Source organism: Devosia sp. Root105, from assembly GCF_001424865.1.
GTDB lineage: Bacteria > Pseudomonadota > Alphaproteobacteria > Rhizobiales > Devosiaceae > Devosia_A.
This window is the reverse complement of the sequence record NZ_LMCR01000012.1, coordinates 1-20,830: the sequence shown is the minus strand read 5'-3', so window position 1 is coordinate 20,830 and position 20,830 is coordinate 1. Positions and strand designations below refer to the sequence as shown.

Below are 20,830 nucleotides of genomic sequence, written 5' to 3'. Positions count from 1 at the left end.
CGCCGGGCTGCAGGTTGTCCGGGCCGATGCGGGTTCCAGCGGCCCAGGCGATGGGCGCGCCGAATACCACACCCTCAGAAATCGCCGGTGATGCCGGCCTTTGCGCCGACGGACTTCTGACCGCTACCGTCGACGTTGAACCGGATGCCGCCTTCGATCCGCCAGGCCTCCTGCGTTTGCAGCGACAGGCCCGCCGAGACCGAGCCGAAGGCGCCGGAACCGTCCAGGCCGGAGAAGCCGCCGGTCACTCCGACCTTCGAGGTAAGCACCATGTCGCCCCCCAGCGCGAAGGACCGGGCGATTTCCGCCCCGAGGCTGACCCGGAACTGTTCCTCGTTGAAGCCCTCGAGGTGGATCATGTCGCCGTCGGCATTCTTCACGGCGTAGTCGTCGACCGTTTCCGAGAAGTAGACGGCCCTGAACTTCGGGATGAGCACGGTATCCTCATCGAGTTGCAGCTGTCCGGTGAGCGAGGTGTCGAACATCCAGCGCTGCGTCTCGAAGTTGCCATCCCAGAAGGTCGTGCCGATCTCGTTGAACGAGCCGCCATAGAGCAGGCTCGTATCCCAGAACAGCCCCTCGGCGATCTCGAACGAGGCATAGGGGCCGGCCAGCCAGCCATTACCGCTCAGCTCTGCGTCCTCGTCGGTCGGGTCCGACATGTTGTCGTAGTGGAAGGAGAGACCGAGCAGTGCCTTCTCCGACAGGAGGTAGTCGGCGCCGAAGTTGATCATGGCGAAGCTGCCCCAGCGGCCGTCGTTCTCTGCGCGGTTGTGCAGCATGAACGTACCGTCGACCCAGATGTTGAAGGGCGCGGCATAATCGCCGCCTTCATTGGCTCCAGCCAGCTGCGTCAGGCTGGTGGCGAAGCTACCGGTCAAGCCGGTTTCCGACGGTGCCATGTAGGCGCTGACCGGGTCGGTGGCGGTTTCCATCCGTCGCCGGTCTATCAGGCCGGGCACCTTGATCGTCGAGGAGATCAGGCTCTGGCGTGAGCCGATGAAGCCATGCACCAGGTCATCGATTTGCTCTGCCACCTCTTGAGCGTCATAGGCAAGCGCGTAGGTCACGGTTCCGGTGTTGGAAACGCCGAGCGCACTGGTCAGCTTGAAGCCGACCTTCACGGAGCCGGAATAGGCGGGGTTCGGGACGAACTTCAGATACCAGCTGAGAGGCATCGGATCGATCGCGGCGAATTCGCCGAGAATGATGCTCGCCGTGCCGGCGTTGGGTGGCTCCACGAAGGTCAGGTCCGCCGAAGTGAACGGGCCGCCGGTTGCGCCGGCTTCCAGGTTGACGTTGACGGGCGACGAGCCCGCCGGCACGTCGACGCTCTTGTCGGTGACGCTGACAGCACGTTCCTTCACCTCGAGCGTGTAGCTTGCCGTTCCGGTCGCGCCGTTGCCATCACGGACCTCGATGGTGAAACTGTAGCCCTTCACCTCGGCATCCGCGTCGAGCGGGCCGGCGAGTTCGCCACCCGGCAGGAGCGTCATGCCCCCGGGCAAAGCGCCGGAGACAACACTGTAGGTCGTCGTCCCTGTTCCGCCTGCAGCGGAAATCAGCTGGCTATAGTCCTCGCTGGGCATGGCGTCTGCCAATGCGCCGGCGGGGGGCGAGAAGGTAAAGGTCACGGCCTGCTGGACGGTGACGCTATAGGCCGGGGAGGACGCTGGCTCATTGTTGGTATCGCCTTAGCGCGCAAGGCCCCACTCGGTGTAGAGCCGTTTGAGCTGACGCATCGAGTCGATCTCGACCAGTGGCAGTCCGACAGCCCTCAGGCGGGTCCGATCGCGCTCGCGGCGGGTCGGCTGGACGACGAGAATCCAGCGAATCATCTCCCACTTGAGGCTGTCCCTGTTGCCGGCCAGCGCCCCGACGCGCTGCTTCTGGAACAAGGTGCGCCACAGGTAGCGGCGAAAGTTCGCCCAGTGGTTGTCGTAGAGCAGGATGAGCCCGGTGGCGCGGGCGAAGCGTTGTGGCATCAGGCTCGAATAATTGCCGTCCATCACCCAGCGCTCCCCGAGGATCGCCGCATCGTGCAGCGCGTGAAACTCCTCGTCAGGCCGCTGTACCCAGTTGGTGTTGGGCAAATGCCGGAACAGGTCGACATGGAACGGCTCGGCCCCGATCTTGTTCGCCAGCGCGACAGCGAGCGTCGACTTGCCGGAGTTCGACGGGCCGCAGATCATGATGCGTTCGCCAAGCGCCGAGAGTGGCAGCACGTCCATTTTCACCCCCCAATGTTCAGTAAGCCCCGCGCGGGGGACGCGGCTTATACTGCATCCCGCCCGGCGAGGCGAGACGTCAGATCGGTGATGCTGCGGATCGCCTGCCGTGCGTCTCGCGGCTATAGATCGCAGCATGAATGACGTTTCGCGCGCCGCGACCGGAAGACCCTGAGTGCCCTCGCAGCCGCCTGGCTGCTTGGCCTCGTGGCCTTCGTGGTCATTTCGGCATGGCTCAGCATCACCGACGCGCAGCGGCAGCTCGACGCGCGCGGCGCTGAGCTGCAGCGCACCATCGGTCAGGCGACGGCGCAGCACGACGCGCACCTGACCAGCCTTGCGACCCTCGCGATCGCCAGCGACCCGCCACCGTTGGAGCTGTTCAGCCAGCTTGCCGACAGCATCATCCGGTTCTATCCGCGCATCACCTCGATTGCGCTGTTGGACAGCAGCCTCGTAGCTGGCGGTCAGTGGCGAACCGCCTGCTATGAGCCAGCTTCAGCAGTTCGAGCGCGCCGCGCCGTCGCTGCCACGCGGCACCTCCACGATGATTGCCGACCCTTCAGGTGCCGGCGGCTACCAGCTGCTGAAGCGCACCTCGGACGAGGCGGGGCGTTTCCTCATCGCGCTGAGCATCGACGCCTCCCGGCTGCTGGATGACCCGGATCTGCCGCCCGGGCTGTCACTGCAGCTGGCGAAGGGGGACATAGTCCTGGTCGATGATCGGTCGTCGGCCGCCGGCTTGGGCGAGGTGACGCTCGCCGGCTCGTGGCTGGTCCCCAGTGTGTCGCAGCCGCTCTCGCTTCGATTGCAGCAGCGGATCACCGTGGCAGAGGTGCTGGCGCTTGGCCCGCTGCTGGTGTTCGCCCTGAGCACGCTTGTGCTCGTTGCTGCCGCCTATCTGCTGCTGCAGCAGCGCCGGGCGACGGCAGAGGCGCGGGAGCGCCAGCAGGCGCAGGAGCACCAGTTGCGGCTCGAACATGCGGCCCGGGTCAATTCGATGGGCGAGCTGGCCTCGGGCATCGCCCACGAGCTGACCCAGCCGCTGACGGCACTGCTGAGCCAGAGCCAGGCCGGCCTGCGTCTGGCCGAGCACAGCCCTCCGGACAGCGCCGCCCTCGCTGGCGTGCTCGAGGCCAATGTGCGCCAGGCCCGCCGCGCTGCCGATATTCTCGGGCGGTTGCGCGCCTATGTCAGCAAGTCGCCCACGACGCCGCAGCCGAGCGACCTCAACCGCGTCGCCGCCGAAGTTGCCAGCCTGCTCGCCGCCGACCTCCGGGAGCGGGCCGTAACGCTCGAGGTCATCCCATCGAGCGAGCTGGCGATGGTCCTCGCCGACCCCATTGAGCTCGAGCAGGTGCTGCACAACCTCGTTCGCAACGCCGCAGACGCCATCGAGGCCTCCGGGCAGGGGAACCGGGTCGTGGTCACGGTCACGGCGGATGCCGAACAGGTCCGAGTCCGGGTCAGCGACAACGGCCCCGGCGTGCCGGCCGACGTGCTGCCGCACCTGTTCGAGCCGTTCTACTCCACCAAGCCCGCTGGCATGGGCCTCGGCCTGCCGCTCTGCGAAACGCTGGTCGAGCGCTTCGGCGGCAGCGTCGAGGCTGCCAACAATCCGGAGGGCGGCGTGAGCTTCACCGTGACGCTGCCGCGCCATCGCGGAGGCGCACCGAGATGATCAAGACCCCCATCTATCTCGTCGATGACGATGAGGCCGTGCGCGACGCGCTGTCGTTGCTGCTCGGGACCTACGGCTATGCCGTCAGCACCTACGCCGACCCAACGAGCTTCCTCGCCGCATCCGCAGCGCTGCAGCCTGGGTGCCTCTTGGTCGACCTCAGGATGCCGGCTGTCTCGGGTCTGCAACTGCAGGAGCGGCTCAGCGAGCGCGGCATCGCCTGGCCTTTCATCGTCATCACCGGGCACGGCGACATCCACGCCTGCCGGCGCGCCTTCAAAGCCGGCGCCGTCGACTTCCTCACCAAGCCCATCGATGAGCAGGTGCTGGTCGAAGCGGTGCAGGCAGCACTCGCGCGACTGGACACGCAGCAGGAGGACGACGAGGCGAGGCAGCTGCTGGCGACGCTCACCGACCGCGAGCGCGAGGTGCTCGACATGGTGAGCCGCGGCTGGGCGACGAAAGAAATCGCCGAGACGCTGGCCATCTCGCCGCGCACCATCGATACTCACCGCGCCCACATCGCTGAAAAGCTCGGCACCAGTTCGGTCGCCGAGTTCGTCCGCATCGTTGCGGCGGCCGCCCGTCGGTAGCGCTACCGACCTGCCTCGGGCGGCTCACCGATAGTGATCGAGGCCGGGAGCGGTCAGATTTCCGGGGTCAACGGCGCCATGCGCCACCTACCTTCCGGAGTATCCCATGCCCAAGCTCTCTCTCGCTCTCGCCGCCGTCCTCGGGCTCACGGGCGTCGCCAATGCCGCGACCCTCAACGAAAAGAACATGCCGCTCGACGTGGCCACCAGGCTCGCACAGTCGGCGGTCGAGGCCTGCGCCGCCGACAAGTACAACGTTTCGGTCGCCGTGGTTGATCGCGCCGGTAACCTCCGCGCGCTGCTCCGCGCCGACGCCGCCGGTCCGCACGCCCTCGATTCCGCTACCCGCAAGGCCTACACCTCGGCCTCGACCCGGACCCCGACGGCCGTGATGGTCGAGAACATCGCCAAGAACCCATCGGCGGCCGAGCTGACCACGCTTGAGGGCTTCCTGGTGCTCGCCGGCGGCGTGCCGGTGAAGTCGGGCGACGAGACCATCGGCGCTATCGGCGTGGGCGGTGCACCCTCGGGCGCCATTGATGAGGCTTGCGCCGTCGCGGCCATCGACGCCAATGCCGAGCTGCTGAAGTAAGCGACTTTCCTCCGCGGCTTGACTGCGGCTACAATGTGGGAAAGGCGGTGCACATGCACCGCCTTTCGTTCATTGGAGGAGAGCGTCATGGCCAAGGTCGTCATCATCGGAGGCAGCGGCCATGTCGGCACTTACCTCGTGCCCCGGCTGGTCGAGGCGGGCCACCACGTCATCAACGTCACGCGCGGCCACCGTAAGCCGTATACGCCCAATGCTGCGTGGGGCAGGGTGGAGACGGTCCTCATCGATCGCGAGGCCGCCGAGCACGAAGGCAGTTTCGGCACTGCGATTGCGGCGCTTGAGGCTGACATCGTCATCGACATGATCTGCTTCGTGCTGCCGCGCGCCCAGCAACTGGTCGAGGCGCTGCGCGGCAAGGTGCAGCATTTCATCCACTGTGGCACCATCTGGGTCTATGGCCACAACACCGCTGTGCCCGCCACCGAGGACCAGCCGCGCAACCCCTTCGGCGAGTACGGCACGCAGAAGGCGGCGATCGAGAGCTACTTGCTCGACGAGGCGCGCCGCCACGGCTTTCCCGCCACCGTCTTCCGTCCCGGCCATATTGTTGGCCCCGGCTGGGCGCCGCTGAACCCGGCCGGCCATTTCAACGCCGAGGTGTTCTCGCAGATCGCCCGCGGCGAGGAACTGGTGCTGCCGAACTTCGGGCTCGAAACCGTGCATCACGTCCACGCCGACGACCTGGCGCGGCTGATCATGGCGATCATCGCCAACCGCTCCACGGCCATCGGCGAGACCTTCAACGCCGTCTCGCCGCAGGCGATCAACCTGCGCGGCTACGCCGAAGCGATGTACCGCTGGTTCGGTCATGAGCCCAAGCTCAGCTACCTGCCGTTCGAGCAGTGGAAGGCCGGACAGGACGCCGACGAAGCCAACGCCACCTGGGAGCACATTATCCGCAGCCCCAGTCACTCGATGGAGAAGGCAAAGCGCTTGCTCGGCTTCGCCCCACACCATTCCTCGCTGGAAGCGGTGCAGGAGGCGGTTAGCTGGCTCGTCGCCAACGGCAAGGTCCAAGGTCCGCAAGACTAGTGAAATCGGCTCATGGCACACCATCGCTCACCACGAGGTAAGCCAATGACCCACAGCTACGAAGACCGCATCAACCGCGTCACCGCCTATATCTACGAGCACCTCGACGAGCCGCTCGACCTCGAGCGTCTTGCCGATGTCGCGGCGATGTCGCCCTGGCACTGGCATCGCGTTTATTCGGCGATGCGCGGCGAGACCGCGGCAGCAGCGGTCCGCCGCCTTCGCCTGATGCGCGCTGCCAACGAGCTGGCCAACTCCGATGCGCCGGTGGAGGCGATCGCCCGGCGCTCCGGCTACGACAACCTGCAGTCCTTCACCCGCATCTTCGCCGAGGCCTACGGCATGCCGCCGGCCCGCTATCGCCGCGAAGGCAGCCACACCGCATTCAACCCGGCGCAGAACGGCGCCCCGACCCCGCACTACGCGGTCGAGGTTCGCCATCTGCCGGCGATGACCATCGCCACCGAGCCGCATCTTGGCGACTACATGAACATTGGCATGGCGTTCGACCTGCTGTTCGGCCGCCTCGGCGCCGCCGGCCTGATCGACCAGAATACCCGCATGTTCGGCGTCTATGGCGATGATCCGAGCGCCGTGCCGGTGGACGAGCTCCGCTCGACGGCGGCCGCGACGCTCAGCTCTCCGCCGGCGGGTCTGCCGGTCACCGCGACCCGCGCCGGCGACTATGCCGTGCTCCGCCACCAGGGGCCCTATGCCGATATGCGCGCCGAATACAACTGGCTGTTCGGCACCTGGCTGCCGCAGTCCGGCCGCGACATTGCCGACGCGCCGGTGCTGGAGGAGTATCTCAACAGCCCGCGCGACACCGCGCCGTCCGAGCTGCTGACCATCCTCTACCTGCCGCTGGTGTGAAGATGGGAAGATCCTGGACCGAAAAGCTCAACGCTCCAGCCGAGCCGGTGGTGAAGCCGGCCCCGATCAGCATCGCCGGCATGCGCGCCGGCCAGATCATGCTGGTGCCCACGGCGCGGATGATCGCCGACTTCATGTCGGCCATCCCGCCGGGCCACAGCGTCGACACCAAAGCGATGCGCCGCGAGCTGGCGGAGCGCCACCATGCCGAGGTGACCTGTCCGATCTACACCGGCTACCACCTCCGCACCGTCGCCGAAGCCGCCCTCGAGGCCAACGCAGCCGGCGTGCCGGTCGAGGCGATCACCCCGTTCTGGCGCGTTCTCGATGCAGCGAGCCCGACCACCGGCCGCCTGCCGAACGGGCCAGCCTTCGTCGCCACCCGTCGGGCGGCCGAGCGCTGAGGGCAGGGGGACGCGAAATTTTCTCCCGGTCCCCCTTCACTGTGTCATTGCCCTTCTCTAACAAGGGCCGAGCAATCGATTGCACGGACAAGGGGTCACGCACATGTCTACCATCATCGACATCACCGGCCGGCAGGTCTTCGACAGCCGCGGCAATCCGACCGTCGAGGTGGATGTGGTGCTCGATGACGGCAGCTTCGGTCGCGCCATGGTGCCCTCGGGCGCCTCGACCGGCGCGCATGAGGCCGTGGAGCTTCGTGACGGTGGCAAGCCGTTCCTCGGCAAGGGCGTCACCAAGGCGGTCGATTTCGTCAACACCGAGATCTTCGCCGAGATCCAGGGCCTCGACGCGCTCGACCAGATCGGGGTCGACCGCGCCCTGATCGAGCTCGATGGCACCCCGAACAAATCGCGGCTCGGCGCCAACGCCATCCTCGGCGTCTCGCTCGCCGTGGCCAAGGCTGCGGCCGAATCGAGCGAACTGCCGCTCTACCGCTATATCGGCGGCCCCAATGCCCATGTCCTGCCGGTGCCGATGATGAACATCATCAATGGCGGCGCCCATGCCGACAACCCGATCGACATGCAGGAATTCATGATCCTGCCGGTCGGCGCCGAGAGCATCGCGCATGCGGTGCAGATTGGCTCGGAGATCTTCCACACCCTGAAAAAGGGCCTCGCGGCCGACGGTCACAACACCAATGTCGGCGACGAAGGCGGCTTCGCGCCCAACCTCAAGTCCGCCGAAGCGGCGCTCGAGTACATCGTCAAGTCGATCGAGAAGGCCGGCTACACCGCCGGCAAGGACGTCTATCTCGGCCTCGACTGCGCCTCGACCGAGTATTTCAAAGCCGGCAAGTACGCCATGGAAGGCGAAGGCAAGACGCTGTCGTCGGAAGACAACGCCAAATTCCTCGCCGGCCTCGTCGACAAGTTCCCGATCATTTCCATCGAAGACGGCATGGCCGAGGACGACTGGGAGGGCTGGAAGGCGCTCACTGACCTGCTCGGCAAGAAGGTGCAACTGGTGGGCGACGACCTGTTCGTCACCAACACCGAGCGCCTGCGCTCCGGCATCAAGATGGGTGTCGCCAACTCGATCCTCGTCAAGGTGAACCAGATCGGCTCGCTCTCCGAGACGCTCGACGCCGTCGATACCGCCCATCGCGCGGCCTATACCTCGGTGATGTCGCACCGCTCGGGCGAAACCGAGGACTCGACGATCTCGGATCTCGCGGTCGCCTGCAACTGCGGGCAGATCAAGACCGGTTCGCTCTCGCGCTCCGATCGGCTGGCCAAGTACAACCAGCTGATCCGCATCGAAGAGCAGCTCGGCACCTCGGCGAAATATGCCGGCCGCAGTATTTTGAAGGCCTGATCCAAAACCCTGACATGCGGCGGTAGCTGAATCGGCTACCGTCGCGTGATGACCCACCACCTCCGATTTGCCGGCCAGCCCGCCGCGACCCAGGCCGCAGCCCTCTGCGACATCATCCGCTCCACGCCGCTGCTGATCGATGTGCTCGAGCAGCTGTCGACGCTGGATCTGCCCGATACCTGGCTGGTCTCCGGTGCCATATACAACACGGTCTGGAACCAGCTGACCGGGCGGCCACCGCTGACCGGCATCAACGACATCGACCTGTTCTATTTCGACGCCTCGGACCTCAGCTATGAGGCCGAGGATCAGGCCATCAAACGCGCCGATCAGCTGTTCGCCGGCTTGCCGCTGCCGGTGCAACTGCGCAACCAGGCCCGGGTGCACCTCTGGTACCCCGAACGCTTCGGCGAAGCCTATCCGGCGCTGAGCTCGTCGCGCGAAGCGATCGACCGTTTTGCGTCGCTTACCCATGCGGTCGGTGCGCGTCTGGATGGGGCAGGGGAGATCGAGCTCTACACCCCCTTCGGTCTGGACGACCTGTTCAGCTTCCGCATCGTGCCGAACCGGCGGATGAACAATCGCGCCACGCACGAGAAGAAGGCGGAGCGGGCGAGGTCGGTGTGGCCGGAGATTGTGGTCGAGGCTTGGTAGGCGTTGACTGATAGAGACGGCCCCCTCCCGGCCTCCCCCATAATGGGGGAGGTGAAGAGCCGAGGCTCTGTCTTCGATCGTGCCAAACACGCCGGCGGGGCACCTCCCCCTTCATGGGGGAGGATGGGAGGGGGGCGTCTCTATCAGTCAGCGCCCCGCAACCACCCGTTAAGCCGCGGTGAACTATAAAGGCCATGCAAGAGAACCAGGCGAAGCTCGTCCATGCCCACCCGTTTGAAACGTCCTGCCTTCTGGCGCCATGTCGTCCTCGGTCTGGGACTCATCGCCTTCCAGGGCTACCTGGGCTACAGTGTGGTTACCGGGCAGTTCGGCATCGAGAGCCAGGATGTGCTCGAGGCCGAGATCGATGAGCTCGGCGCCAAGTCCGGAGCGCTGCAGGCCGAGATCGACTCGTTCCGCCACCGGATCGAGCTGTTCCAGACCACGCGGATGGATCCGGACCTGGTCTCGGAGCGGGCCCGGGCGCTGCTCTCGATGGCGCAGGCCGATGACATCGTGGTGATGGTCAATCCGGCCAACGGTAAACCACTTTCCAGTTCAGACACTGCATCAACCACAGATCAGTTAAGTGGAATTATCGAAGACGGTATAGACTGATAGCACCGTTTCTTCACACGCCGCGCGGATTCGCCTCCGTCACATTATTGCGCTAAGCTCCGCCGGTTCGCGGCTCCTGTGCCGTGCGACATCGATGCGGCTTATCCATATTCCGGAGCTCTCGCCCATGGCGCGTAAAGCGGTGGCCAAAACGGCCAAGTCCAATGTCCCCGAACTCAGCAAGGAACAGGAACTCGCCGCGTACCGCGAAATGCTGCTGATCCGCCGCTTCGAGGAGAAGGCGGGCCAGATGTACGGCATGGGCCTGATCGGCGGCTTCTGCCACCTCTATATCGGCCAGGAAGCCGTGGTCACCGGCGTCACCATGGCGTCGAAGAAGGGCGAGGACGCCCAGATCACCGGCTACCGCGACCATGGCCACATGCTGGTCATGGGCCTCGACCCCAAGGGCGTGATGGCCGAGCTGACCGGCCGGCAGGGCGGCCTGTCGAAGGGCAAGGGCGGCTCGATGCACATGTTCTCCAACGAGCATCGCTTCTATGGTGGCAACGGTATCGTCGGCGCCCAGGTGTCGCTCGGCACCGGCCTTGCCTTCGCCAGCAAGTACCGCGGCGACAACACCGTTTCGATTTCCTATTTCGGCGACGGCGCGGCCAACCAGGGCCAGGTCTATGAGAGCTTCAATATGGCCAAGCTCTGGAACCTGCCGGCCGTCTATATCGTCGAGAACAACCGCTACGGCATGGGCACCTCGGTCGAGCGCGCCTCCGGCCAGCCGGACTTTTCGAAGCGCGGCATCTCCTTTGGCATCGACGGTGAGCAGGTCGACGGCATGGATGTCCGCATGACCTATGACGCCGCCAAGCGCGCCATCGAGCATGCACGGTCGGGCAAGGGCCCCTACATCCTCGAGATGCTGACTTACCGGTACCGCGGCCACTCCATGTCCGACCCGGCGAAATACCGCAGCAAGGACGAGGTCTCGACCATGCGGGCCGAGCACGATCCGATCGAGCAGGTAAAGCAGCGCATCCTCGAGAAGCGCTACGGCACCGAGGAAAGCCTCAAGGAACTCGAGACCGAGATCCGCGCCATCGTCACCGAGGCGGCCGACTTTGCCACTTCCGATCCGGAGCCGGCGGCGTCGGAGCTCTGGACCGACATCTACGCGGCATGAGGCAGTTCCGGTGGCCGTCGCGCTCATCGCTATCGTTGCCGTCGCCACGGTCGGCGCCTGGCTGGTGGCGTTGATGGCGGCGCTGCAGATCGTTGCGCTGACGCCCGCCGGGCAACGGTGGAAGAGCTGGTTTGCCCTGGGCGGCTGGCGCTTCGGCGAAATTCGCGCCGCTGCCGGAGCCGCGGTCGAGCCGCATATCCGGCGCTACCGGATGGCGTTTCTGGTCTTCATGCTGGCGGTGATCGCTGGCGCGGCTGCCGGTATCCTGCTCGGTGCCGAGCAGCAGAACAATACCCATGAGGACCAAGCCGTCCTCGCCAATCCATCCTCCAGTCTGGAGAGCTGAATGCCCACGATCCTGATGCCCGCCCTCTCGCCGACCATGGAAGAGGGGAAACTCTCGAAATGGCTGGTCAAGGAAGGCGACACGGTAAAGCCCGGCGACGTATTGGCCGAGATCGAAACCGACAAGGCGACCATGGAGGTCGAGAGCGTCGATAGCGGCGTGGTGAACAAGCTTATCGTCCCCGAGGGCACCGAAGGCGTGAAGGTGAACGCCCCGATCGCCGTCGTGCTGGGTGAAGGCGAGGAGCCGGGTGACGTCAGCGCCCAGCCGGCCCAGCGTGCGCCCGAGACTGTTTCCGCCGCTGCGGTCGCGGAAGCTGTGGCGTCGCCGACGCCGACGGCGCCAGCGGGCGTCGCCCCGGTGTCGATCCTCGAAGCCGCATCCGATCCCGATCTGCCTGCCGGCGTCGAGATGGTCGAAATGACCGTCCGCCAGGCGCTGAACGAGGCGATGGCCGAAGAGATGCGCCGCGACAAGGACATCTTCCTGATGGGCGAGGAAGTGGCCGAGTATCAGGGCGCCTATAAGATCAGCCAGAACCTGCTGCAGGAGTTCGGCCCAGAGCGCGTTGTCGATACCCCGATCACCGAGCACGGCTTTGCCGGCCTCGCCGTCGGCGCGGCCTTTGCCGGCCTCCGCCCGATCGTCGAGTTCATGACCTGGAACTTTGCCATGCAGGCGATCGACCAGATCATCAACTCCGCCGCCAAGCAGCTCTATATGTCCGGCGGCCAGGTCACCGCGCCGATCGTGTTCCGTGGTCCCAACGGCGCTGCCGCCCGCGTCGGCGCGCAGCACAGCCAGGATTATTCGGCCTGGTACAGCCACGTGCCCGGGCTCTACGTCGTCGCGCCCTATAGCGCCGCCGACGCCAAGGGCCTGCTCAAGGCGGCGATCCGTTCCAACAACCCGATCGTCTTCCTCGAGAACGAAATCCTCTACGGCTCGACCGGCCTCGTGCCCAAGGTCGACGACTACGTGCTGCCGATCGGTAAGGCGCGTATCGCCCGGCAGGGCAAGGACGTCACCATCGTCTCGTTCTCGATGGGGATGCGCTACGCCACCCAGGCAACCGAGAAGCTGGTTGCGGCCGGTGTCGATGTCGAGCTGATCGACCTCCGTACCCTCCGGCCCATGGACACCAAAACCGTCATCGAGTCGGTCAAAAAGACTGGCCGCCTCGTCACTGTCGAGGAGGGCTGGCCGCAGGGCGGCATCGGCGCCGAACTCTCGGCCGTCGTCACCGCCGAGGCCTTCGACTATCTCGACGCCCCGCCGACCCGCGTCACCGGCAAGGATGTCCCGATGCCTTACGCCGCGAATCTCGAGAAGCTGGCCTTGCCGAATGTCGATGAGGTCATCGCGGCGGTGAACGCCGTGACCTACAGGAGCTGACCTGATGGTGACCGAGCTCGATCGGAAGTTCCTCGATGCAGCTTACGAAGAGGCCCAGTTGGGCCTCTCCGAGGGTGGCATCCCGATTGGCTCGGTGCTGGTGCGCAACGGCGAGATCATCGGCCGCGGCCACAACCGGCGCGTGCAGAAGGGCGATCCGATCCTGCACGGCGAGATGGACGCGATCCAGAACGCCGGCCGGCAGCGCACCTACAAGGATGTGACCTGCTACACCACGCTCAGCCCCTGCATGATGTGCACCGGCACCATTATCCAGTTCGGCATTGCGCGCGTGGTGGTAGCAGAATCGAAGAATTTCAAAGGCTTCCAGGATGTCCTGTCACTGGCCGGCGTTGACGTGGTGGACTACCACGACGAACGCTGCGAGCACATGATGGCGGATTTCATCGAGAAGCATCCGCAACTCTGGAACGAAGATATCGGCGAGTAAGGCACCATGAGCATCAACATCACCATGCCCGCGCTCTCTCCCACCATGGAAGAGGGCAAGCTCGCCAAGTGGCACGTCAAGGAGGGCGACAGCGTCTCCTCCGGCGACGTGATCGCCGAGATCGAGACCGACAAGGCGACGATGGAAGTCGAGGCCGTCGACGAGGGCAAGATCGGCAAGATCGTCGTCCCCGAAGGCACCGAGAACGTGAAGGTCAACGCGGTGATCGCAGTGATCCTCACCGAAGGCGAGACCGCCGCCGACGTGAAGACCCCGGCACCTGCCGCTGCACCCGCCAAGGCTCCGGAACCGGCGAAGGCCGAGGCTCCGGCCGCCGCGCCGGCTCCTGCCGCAGCCCCGGCGCCCGCACCTGCAAAAGCCGCAGCCCCGGCGCCCGCACCTGCAAAAGCCGCAGCCGCGCCGGCCGCCAACGGCGCCCGTGTCTTTGCCTCGCCGCTGGCCAAGCGCCTCGCCAAGGAAGCCGGCATCGAGCTCAGCGCCATCTCGGGTTCCGGCCCGCATGGCCGCGTGGTGCGTTCCGACGTCGAAGCCGCCAAATCCGGCAAGGCGCCGCTGAAGGCAGCTCCGGCCCCCTCGGCTGCCGCTGCATCGGGTGGCGCGGCTCTCGCCGGTGGCATGAGCAAGGCGCAGGTTATGGCCCTCTATCCCGAGGGCAGCTACGACATCGTCCCCAATGACGGGATGCGCAAGGTGGTGGCGGCGCGCCTCACCGAGGCCAAGCAGACCATTCCGCATTTCTACCTGTCGCTCGACTGCAAGATCGACGCGCTGCTCGAAGCCCGCGAACAGATCAATGCCGCGGCGCCCGTCAAGGACGGCAAGCCCGCCTACAAGCTCTCGGTCAACGACTTCGTCATGAAGGCCTGGGCCGCAGCGCTGATGAAGGTGCCGACCGCCAACGCCACCTGGGCCGGGGACTCGATCCTCTACCACAAGCACGCCGACGTGGCCGTTGCGGTGGCCGTGCCGGGCGGGCTGTTCACCCCGGTGGTCAAGGCCTGCGATACCAAGTCGCTGCGGCAGATCTCCGATGAGGTGAAAGATCTCGCCGGTCGCGCCCGTTCCAAAAAACTGATGCCGCAGGAATACCAGGGCGGCACCTCCTCGGTCAGCAACCTCGGCATGTACGGCATCAAGAACTTCCAGGCCGTCATCAACCCGCCGCATGGCACCATCCTCGCCGTCGGTGTCGGCGAGGAGCGGGTCTACGCCGAGAAGGGGCAGGTGAAGGTCGCCAACTTCATGACCGTCACCTTAAGCTGCGATCACCGCGCGGTCGACGGCGCGCTCGGCGCCGAAGTGCTGGCGGCATTCAAGGGCCTGATCGAAAACCCCGTGATGATGCTGGCTTGAGGGCAGGGGCTTCGCGATGAAGACCATCCTCGCTTTCGGCGACAGCCTCACCTTCGGCGCCAACCCGATCCCGGGCGGTCCGCGCCATCCGTACGAGGACCGCTGGCCGACGGCGCTCGAGCGCGCTCTCGATGGCAAGGCTCGCGTCATCGCCGAAGGACTGGGTGGCCGGACCACGGTGCATGATGACGGCTGGGCTGCGGCCGATCGCAACGGCGCGCGGCTGCTGCCGACGCTGCTCGAGTCGCATTCGCCGCTCGACCTGGTGATCATCATGCTGGGCACCAATGACCTGAAGCCGTTCCATGGCCGTACGGCGCAGGAAGCCGCCAACGGCATGCGCCGGCTGGTGCAGATCACCCGCGGGCACTACCAGAAGCCCGGCGACGTGGCGCCGAAGATCATTCTCGTCGCGCCGCCGCATATCAGCGACACCGACCATCCGGAGATGCTGCTGCATTTCGGCGATGCGGCGATCGGCCAGTCCAAGCTCTTCGCGCAGTGGTACAAGCTGCGCGCCGATGAATACGGCGCCGGCTTCTTCGATGCCTCGACCGTCGCCCAGCCACACCCGGCCGATGGCGTGCATCTCGATGCTGCCAACACCCGCGCCATCGGCGAGGGTCTCGCACCGCTGGTCAAACAGGTATTGGGCCTGTGACCGCCGCAATCGCCATTCGCCCGGCGACCAAGGCTGACGCGAGTGAGATCGCGCTCCTGGTCAACATTGCGACGCATGGCGGCATCGGCATGGGCTGGGCGTACGATGCGCGCTCGAACGGCACCTACGACCCGATCGAGGTTGGTCGGCTGGATATGCTCGACGAGCGCGATGAGCTGAACTGGCGCAATGCCACGATCGCCGAGAGTGATGGCGAAGTGGTCGGCATGCTGCTCGGCTACCCGGAGCCTGACGACATGGGCCCGTTTCCCGACGACCTCGAGGACTTTCTGGTGCCGATCGTCGAGCTCGAGTGGCTGTCTGGCGGGCACTGGTTCATTTCGATGCTGGCGGTGCATGCGCCGTGGCGTGGGCATGGCGTTGGCAGCCTGCTGCTCGAGCTGGCCGAGACGAAGCGCGCCGAAGCCGGCAGCGTCGGCCTGGCGCTGATCACCGAAGACGTGAACGTACGGGCAAGAGAGCTCTACGAGCGCGAAGGTTTCAAGGTTTCCGCGTCGCGGCCGATGCGCAACTACCCAAACGGGCCGGCCCGTGGCAGCGACTGGCTATTGATGATGAAGGACCAACAACATGGCTGACTCATACGATCTCATCGTCATCGGCGCCGGTCCGGGCGGCTATATCGCCGCGATCCGCGCGGCGCAGCTGGGTTTGAAGACCGCCATCGTCGAGCGCGAGCACATGGCCGGCATCTGCTCCAACTGGGGCTGCATCCCGACCAAGGCGCTGCTGCGCTCCGCCGAGATCTACGGCCATATGGGCCACGCCAAGGATTATGGCCTTTCGGCCGGTGAGTTCGGCTTCGACATTGCCGCGATCGTCGATCGCTCGCGCAAGATCGCCGGGCAGATGAACAACGGCGTCCAGTTCCTGATGAAGAAGAACAAGGTCGACATCATCTGGGGCGAGGCGCAGCTTACCGCGCCCGGCGAGATCGTGGTCAAGAAGATGACCAAGAAGCCGGTCGAGCCGCAGTGGCCGCAGCCGAAAACCGTGTTGCCCGAAGGCACCTACAAGGCCAAGCACATCATCATCGCCACCGGGGCGCGGCCGCGCGTCCTGCCCGGCATCGAGCCCGATGGCGAAAAGATCTGGACCTACTTCGAGGCGATGAAGCCGGCCAAGTTCCCGAAATCCCTTGTCATCATGGGGTCGGGCGCTATCGGCATGGAGTTCGCCTCGTTCTACCGCTCGCTCGGCGCCGAAGTGACGGTGGTCGAGCTGCTGCCGACCATCCTGCCGGTCGAGGATGCCGAGATCGCCGCGCATGTGAAGAAGCGCTTCGAAAAGCGCGGCATCAAGATCATTACCGATGCCAAGGTGGCCAAGGTCGATAAGACCAAGGACGGCATCACTGCCCATATCGAACCCAAGACCGGCGACAAGCTGACGATTTCGGCCGATGCGCTGATCTCGGCCGTGGGCGTCCAGTGCAATACCGAGAATCTCGGGCTCGAAAAGCTCGGGGTGAAGATCGAGCGCGGCGCCATCGTCATCGACAATTACGGCCGCACCAATGTGCCGGGCGTCTGGGCCATCGGCGACGTCGCGGGCCCGCCGATGCTGGCTCACAAGGCCGAGCACGAGGCGGTGATCACCGTCGAGACCATTGCCGGCCTCAAGGGCGTGCATGGCCTCGACAAGCTGAAGGTCCCGGGCTGCACCTATTGCGAGCCGCAGGTGGCGAGCGTCGGGTTGACCGAGGCTAAGGCCAAGGAAGCTGGGCGCGAGATCAAGGTCGGCCGCTTCCCGTTCGTCGGCAATGGCAAGGCCATCGCCCTCGGCGAACCCGAGGGGCTGGTGAAGACCATCTTCGACGCCAAGACCGGCGAGCTGCTCGGCGCCCACATGGTGGGTGCGGAAGTGACCGAGCTGATCCAGGGTTTCGTCGTCGCCATGGGCCTCGAGACCACTGAGGAAGAGTTGATGCACACCATCTTCCCGCACCCGACCCTTTCTGAGACCATGAAAGAGTCGGTACTCGACGCCTACGGCCGCGCGCTCAACATCTGAGAAGCGCGTAGCGGCCAAACCAAATGAATCACCCGGTTCCACCCGAGGACATTCCGTTCATGTCGCCAGAAATCACCTCGCTGCTCATCTTCCTTGGCATCGGCCTCGTCGCCGGCTGGATCGCCAGCCTGATCCTGGGCGGCGGCGGGCTGCTGCGCAACCTGATCGTCGGCGTCATCGGCTCGGTCGTCGGCGCCTACCTGCTGACGCTGGCCAAGGTCGAGCTGCCGATCGGCAATGCCCTGGTCAGCCAGATCGTCACTGCCACCATCGGCGCCATCGTGGTGCTGCTGATTGCACGGCTGATTACCAAATAGAGCAGGCCGGCCGGGGTTGAACCTGCCATGTCGAGACGCGATATCGAAATCGGGTCAAACGGGGGTAAGACAATGGGTCTGCCGGAAAAGCAATTTGGGGGAGAGTCTCAAATGGGTCGTATGGACACGCGCTCGCTGGTCATCTTTCTCGTCATCGGTCTCGTCGCTGGCTTCCTTGCCAGTCTCGTGGTCGGCGGCGGCGGGTTGATCACCTATCTGGTGAGCGGCGTCATCGGTTCGTTCGTGGGCGGTTATCTGTTCACTGCCCTCAATATCAACCTCGGCATCAAGAGCCCGATCGTCACGCAGATCATCACTTCGACGGTTGGTGCTATTATCGTTGTCGTCATTGCCAGGCTCATTGCCGGCTAGGAACGCCTCTTGGTTACGCTGATCGACAGCTTAGACACCCGCCCGCGGCACCCGGAAAAGGCCAATCGGCCCGAAAACGAGATGCTGCGAAAGCCGGACTGGATCCGGGTCAAGGCACCGGGCTCTCCCATCTACAAGGAGACCCAGCAGATCGTGCGCGAGAACGGTCTCGTCACCGTCTGCGAGGAAGCCGGCTGCCCGAATATTGGCGAGTGCTGGAGCAAGAAGCACGCCACCATGATGATCATGGGCGAGATCTGCACCCGCGCCTGCGCCTTCTGCAATGTGCGCACCGGCCTGCCGACCGCCCTTGATCCGATGGAGCCGGAAAAGGTCGCCAACGCGGTCGAAAAGCTCGGCCTTGCGCATGTGGTGATCACCTCGGTCGATCGCGACGACCTGCCGGATGGCGGCGCCGAACACTTCGCCCAGGTGATCCGCGCCATTCGCGCCCGCACGCCCAAGACCACCATCGAGATCCTGACGCCGGATTTCCTCCGCAAGGACGGCGCGCTCGAGATCGTCGTCGCGGCCAAGCCGGACGTCTTCAACCACAACCTCGAGACGGTGCCGTCAAAGTACCTCAAGGTCCGTCCCGGCGCCCGCTACTTCCATTCGATCCGCCTGCTGCAGCGGGTGAAGGAACTCGATCCGACCATGTTCACCAAGTCCGGTATCATGGTCGGGCTCGGCGAGGAGCGGAACGAAGTCCTGCAACTGATGGACGACCTGCGCTCGGCCGACGTCGATTTCCTGACCATCGGCCAGTACCTGGCGCCGACCAAGAAGCACCACCCGGTGCAGCGCTTCGTCACCCCGGAAGAGTTCAAGTCGTTCGCCACGGTGGCGACGACCAAGGGTTTCCTCCTGGTCTCGTCGAGCCCGCTCACCCGCTCGTCGCATCACGCCGGCGAAGATTTCGAACAGCTTCGCGCCAACCGGATGGCCAAACTCGCCCATGGCTGATCTCTTCCTCGAGCGGCATTCGCCGCATTTGCCGCAGCGCATGTTCGATCTGGTCTCCGACCTCGAGGCCTATCCGCGCTTCATCCCCAACTGCAAGGCGATGGAGGTGCGCGACGACGCCACCGGCGAGGGCATCCTGGCGCGGATGACCATCCAGTTCGGCCCGATCACCCAGGCCTATACCAGCCGGGTGGTCGCCGATCCGCAGGCGCTGACCATCACCGCCAAGGCGGTCGACGGGCCATTCGCCTATCTCGACAGCAAGTGGAGTTTTGAAGCGGAAGGCGAGGGCACCCGCATCCGCTTCGACATCGACTTCAAGATCGCCAACCCGCTGGTCGCCGCGGTGGCTGAGCCGGCCTTTGCCGCCAAGCAGACCGAAATCATCGACGCGTTCGAAGACGAGGCCGACCGGCGGTTTGGTTAGGGGTTGGGAGCTTCCGGCTACGGACTTGCCCCGTTAGCTCACCCACATACTCGATGTCATCCCAGCGAAAGCTGGCAACTGTGTTGTTCAGGCTTTGAAGGGCTGTCCGGTCTTGAGGATGGCGTTGGCTGTGACGAGGAGCTTTCTAGCGANTGTCATCCCAGCGAAAGCTGGCAACTGTGTTGTTCAGGCTTTGAAGGGCTGTCCGGTCTTGAGGATGGCGTTGGCTGTGACGAGGAGCTTTCTAGCGACGGCGATGAGGGCAAGCTTTGCGGCTTTGCCTTTGGCAGTGAGCCCTTTGTAGGTCTCGGCGAACCGAGAGCTTGAGCGGGATGCGGTGACGGCGGCCATGTAGAGAAGCTTGCGAACCTCAGCGCGGCCACCGGCGATTGATCGCTGGCCGCGGAACTGGCCGGAGTCCCGGTTGATCGGGGCGAGCCCACCGAGTGCGGCGATGGTCTTGCCGGAGCGCTGACCAAGCTCCGGCATCAGCGCGATAAGCGCCGCCGCATTGACCGGGCCGATGCCCGGGATGGAGCGCAGCAGGCTGGCGGCCAGCGTCAGGGCTGTGGACCGGCGGATCAGCATCTCGATCTGCTGCTCGAGCTGCTTGATCACGGCGTCGAGCCAGTCCAGGTGGCTGACGATGCTGGGGGCGATACTCGGGATGGCGGTGTGCAGCCGGGTGCGTTCCTGCTGGCGGCAGCTGACCAACTGAGCCCGCCGACGGTGCAACTCGGCCAGTTCCATCCGCTCTGGATCGTCCGGCGGCTGTGGCGCCGGGTTGAACGCCTGAGCCATGGCCGCGAGCAGTCGGGCATCGATCGCGTCGGTCTTGGCCAGTTGCCCGGTGGCACGGGCGAAAGCTCGAGCATGCAGCGGGTTGACCCGAACCAGGTCAATGCCGGCGGCGTGCAACTGCTGCTTCAGCTGCCGGTCGTAGGTACCGGTCGCCTCGAACAGGACCAGCCGGGGAGCGGTCAGTTCCGCCAGCCAGGCGGCGATCGCCTCCCTCTCGTTGGCGATCCGATGCGTGCTGCCGTCGAAGATGTCGAGATGGTTCTTGGAGACGTCGATACCGATGAAGCCAGGTGCTATGATCATGAGGCCTGTCCCTGTGCTGCGAGGTCCGATGCAACCGGCCTCGTTCAACTGTTCAGGTGCATAAGCAGTCGGGAGGCGACCCGAGCCAGCTTACGGTCGCTTCGACCTGGGACCCAACGGTCTGCCTCCCGACACCCATCTAACCACAAGCTCGACACACAGGGACCCATC

Annotated in this window: 24 protein-coding genes and 1 pseudogene; 21 read left to right on the top strand and 4 right to left on the bottom strand. The window is 65.2% G+C overall.

All coding sequences use genetic code 11. The features are described from left to right. Window positions 1–74: 74 nt before the first annotated feature. The 3 genes and pseudogenes from ASC68_RS29425 to ASC68_RS08650 all read right to left on the bottom strand — a co-directional run bounded on the left by ASC68_RS29425 (window position 75) and on the right by ASC68_RS08650 (window position 2,231). Complete coding sequence (locus tag ASC68_RS29425; protein ID WP_349236240.1) at window positions 75–1,178, bottom strand: autotransporter outer membrane beta-barrel domain-containing protein; 1,104 nt, start codon at window positions 1,176–1,178, stop codon at window positions 75–77. Between the two features lie 198 nt (window positions 1,179–1,376). Then, window positions 1,377–1,649 (bottom strand): annotated as a pseudogene (locus tag ASC68_RS29315) (putative Ig domain-containing protein); the annotation flags it as partial. A 45-nt stretch (window positions 1,650–1,694) separates the two neighbouring features. Beyond that, complete coding sequence (locus tag ASC68_RS08650) at window positions 1,695–2,231, bottom strand: AAA family ATPase (RefSeq protein ID WP_248310514.1); 537 nt, start codon at window positions 2,229–2,231, stop codon at window positions 1,695–1,697. Between the two features lie 484 nt (window positions 2,232–2,715). On the opposite strand from ASC68_RS08650, the gene ASC68_RS08645 reads away from it, so the two are divergent. From ASC68_RS08645 to ASC68_RS08545, 21 genes are all read left to right on the top strand, one after another. Then, complete coding sequence (locus tag ASC68_RS08645) at window positions 2,716–3,909, top strand: ATP-binding protein (protein ID WP_055877853.1); 1,194 nt, start codon at window positions 2,716–2,718, stop codon at window positions 3,907–3,909. Then, entirely contained in the window at window positions 3,909–4,502 is a 594-nt protein-coding gene (locus ASC68_RS08640; RefSeq protein WP_197421194.1) for a response regulator, read from the top strand. The genes ASC68_RS08645 and ASC68_RS08640 overlap by 1 nt, the downstream gene beginning before the upstream one ends. A 106-nt stretch (window positions 4,503–4,608) precedes the next feature. After that, window positions 4,609–5,094: a heme-binding protein gene (locus ASC68_RS08635; protein WP_055877847.1), complete on the top strand. Its 486-nt coding sequence runs from the start codon at window positions 4,609–4,611 to the stop codon at window positions 5,092–5,094. Window positions 5,095–5,181: 87 nt separating this feature from the next. Then, entirely contained in the window at window positions 5,182–6,147 is a 966-nt protein-coding gene (locus ASC68_RS08630; protein ID WP_055877843.1) for an NAD-dependent epimerase/dehydratase family protein, read from the top strand. Between the two features lie 45 nt (window positions 6,148–6,192). Further along, the gene (locus ASC68_RS08625) at window positions 6,193–7,020 is read left to right on the top strand and encodes an AraC family transcriptional regulator (protein WP_055877840.1); all 828 of its coding nucleotides are present in this window, start codon (window positions 6,193–6,195) and stop codon (window positions 7,018–7,020) included. A gap of 2 nt (window positions 7,021–7,022) precedes the next feature. Next, window positions 7,023–7,424, top strand: a complete 402-nt coding sequence (locus tag ASC68_RS08620; protein WP_055877836.1) for a hypothetical protein — start codon at window positions 7,023–7,025, stop codon at window positions 7,422–7,424. Window positions 7,425–7,527: 103 nt separating this feature from the next. Then, the gene (eno, locus tag ASC68_RS08615; RefSeq protein WP_055877832.1) at window positions 7,528–8,802 is read left to right on the top strand and encodes a phosphopyruvate hydratase; all 1,275 of its coding nucleotides are present in this window, start codon (window positions 7,528–7,530) and stop codon (window positions 8,800–8,802) included. Between the two features lie 48 nt (window positions 8,803–8,850). After that, entirely contained in the window at window positions 8,851–9,456 is a 606-nt protein-coding gene (locus ASC68_RS08610) for a nucleotidyltransferase family protein (protein ID WP_055877829.1), read from the top strand. A gap of 222 nt (window positions 9,457–9,678) precedes the next feature. Continuing rightward, complete coding sequence (locus ASC68_RS08605; RefSeq protein ID WP_055877826.1) at window positions 9,679–10,074, top strand: septum formation initiator family protein; 396 nt, start codon at window positions 9,679–9,681, stop codon at window positions 10,072–10,074. Between the two features lie 127 nt (window positions 10,075–10,201). Then, a complete protein-coding gene (gene pdhA / locus ASC68_RS08600; RefSeq protein WP_055877824.1) occupies window positions 10,202–11,212 on the top strand; it encodes a pyruvate dehydrogenase (acetyl-transferring) E1 component subunit alpha in 1,011 nt (336 codons plus the stop codon). A gap of 10 nt (window positions 11,213–11,222) precedes the next feature. Beyond that, window positions 11,223–11,558 (top strand): hypothetical protein, encoded by a 336-nt coding sequence (locus ASC68_RS08595; protein WP_055877821.1) that lies wholly within the window; start codon window positions 11,223–11,225, stop codon window positions 11,556–11,558. Beyond that, window positions 11,559–12,953, top strand: coding sequence for a pyruvate dehydrogenase complex E1 component subunit beta (locus ASC68_RS08590; protein WP_055877818.1), 1,395 nt, complete (start codon window positions 11,559–11,561; stop codon window positions 12,951–12,953). Window positions 12,954–12,957: 4 nt separating this feature from the next. Continuing rightward, the gene (locus tag ASC68_RS08585; protein WP_055877817.1) at window positions 12,958–13,404 is read left to right on the top strand and encodes a nucleoside deaminase; all 447 of its coding nucleotides are present in this window, start codon (window positions 12,958–12,960) and stop codon (window positions 13,402–13,404) included. A 6-nt stretch (window positions 13,405–13,410) separates the two neighbouring features. Then, entirely contained in the window at window positions 13,411–14,778 is a 1,368-nt protein-coding gene (locus ASC68_RS08580) for a pyruvate dehydrogenase complex dihydrolipoamide acetyltransferase (RefSeq protein WP_055877812.1), read from the top strand. 16 nt (window positions 14,779–14,794) lie between these two features. After that, on the top strand, window positions 14,795–15,439 hold the full coding sequence (locus ASC68_RS08575) for an SGNH/GDSL hydrolase family protein (RefSeq protein ID WP_055877811.1): 645 nt from the start codon (window positions 14,795–14,797) through the stop codon (window positions 15,437–15,439). Then, entirely contained in the window at window positions 15,436–16,038 is a 603-nt protein-coding gene (locus ASC68_RS08570; RefSeq protein WP_055877807.1) for a GNAT family N-acetyltransferase, read from the top strand. The genes ASC68_RS08575 and ASC68_RS08570 overlap by 4 nt, the downstream gene beginning before the upstream one ends. Continuing rightward, the gene (lpdA, locus tag ASC68_RS08565; RefSeq protein ID WP_055877804.1) at window positions 16,031–17,473 is read left to right on the top strand and encodes a dihydrolipoyl dehydrogenase; all 1,443 of its coding nucleotides are present in this window, start codon (window positions 16,031–16,033) and stop codon (window positions 17,471–17,473) included. The genes ASC68_RS08570 and lpdA overlap by 8 nt, the downstream gene beginning before the upstream one ends. A 59-nt stretch (window positions 17,474–17,532) precedes the next feature. Further along, complete coding sequence (locus ASC68_RS08560) at window positions 17,533–17,790, top strand: GlsB/YeaQ/YmgE family stress response membrane protein (protein ID WP_055879759.1); 258 nt, start codon at window positions 17,533–17,535, stop codon at window positions 17,788–17,790. Window positions 17,791–17,910: 120 nt separating this feature from the next. Continuing rightward, complete coding sequence (locus ASC68_RS08555; RefSeq protein ID WP_055877802.1) at window positions 17,911–18,162, top strand: GlsB/YeaQ/YmgE family stress response membrane protein; 252 nt, start codon at window positions 17,911–17,913, stop codon at window positions 18,160–18,162. Between the two features lie 9 nt (window positions 18,163–18,171). Then, the gene (gene lipA / locus ASC68_RS08550; protein ID WP_055877799.1) at window positions 18,172–19,128 is read left to right on the top strand and encodes a lipoyl synthase; all 957 of its coding nucleotides are present in this window, start codon (window positions 18,172–18,174) and stop codon (window positions 19,126–19,128) included. Beyond that, the gene (locus ASC68_RS08545; protein WP_055877795.1) at window positions 19,121–19,555 is read left to right on the top strand and encodes a type II toxin-antitoxin system RatA family toxin; all 435 of its coding nucleotides are present in this window, start codon (window positions 19,121–19,123) and stop codon (window positions 19,553–19,555) included. The genes lipA and ASC68_RS08545 overlap by 8 nt, the downstream gene beginning before the upstream one ends. 186 nt (window positions 19,556–19,741) lie before the next feature. Here ASC68_RS08545 and ASC68_RS08540 read toward each other — a convergent pair whose 3' ends face one another. After that, window positions 19,742–20,659, bottom strand: a complete 918-nt coding sequence (locus ASC68_RS08540; RefSeq protein ID WP_156387292.1) for a transposase — start codon at window positions 20,657–20,659, stop codon at window positions 19,742–19,744. Window positions 20,660–20,830: the final 171 nt, after the last annotated feature.